The organism is Azonexus caeni (assembly GCF_048146105.1).
Taxonomy (GTDB): Bacteria; Pseudomonadota; Gammaproteobacteria; order Burkholderiales; family Rhodocyclaceae; genus Azonexus; species Azonexus aromaticus_B.
Map to the genome: position 1 here is coordinate 1 of NZ_JBKJAD010000091.1, position 255 is coordinate 255.

Annotated in this window: 1 protein-coding gene; it reads right to left on the reverse strand. The window is 59.2% G+C overall.

Annotation, left to right across the window (positions count from 1 at the left end; genetic code table 11):
- Positions 1-31: 31 nt before the first annotated feature.
- Positions 32-255: hypothetical protein (locus ACLIIZ_RS21205; protein ID WP_416695661.1), on the reverse strand; the 224-nt coding region annotated here is incomplete at its 5' end.

Here is a 255-nt window from a genome sequence, read left to right on the forward strand (position 1 = left end):
TCGTTGGACTGGACCGCCGGACGGGCGATGGTTATGGGGATTGTAAGGAGGGCTTTTCCGAAGTCAATCGGATGGCATGAAACAAGGCGGTGGATTGGTGCGCGCCAGGCATTGCGGAGAGAGGATTCGGGAGAAGCAAACCGGCTCGATCATGCTTGCGTAGCTGCTCGGGAATCACTGGGTAGGCCGCAGGGCGAAGCCTTCCGAGAATGGTCTGGCCATCCGTTGGAGAAACCGTCAGCAGGGGCTTGATGC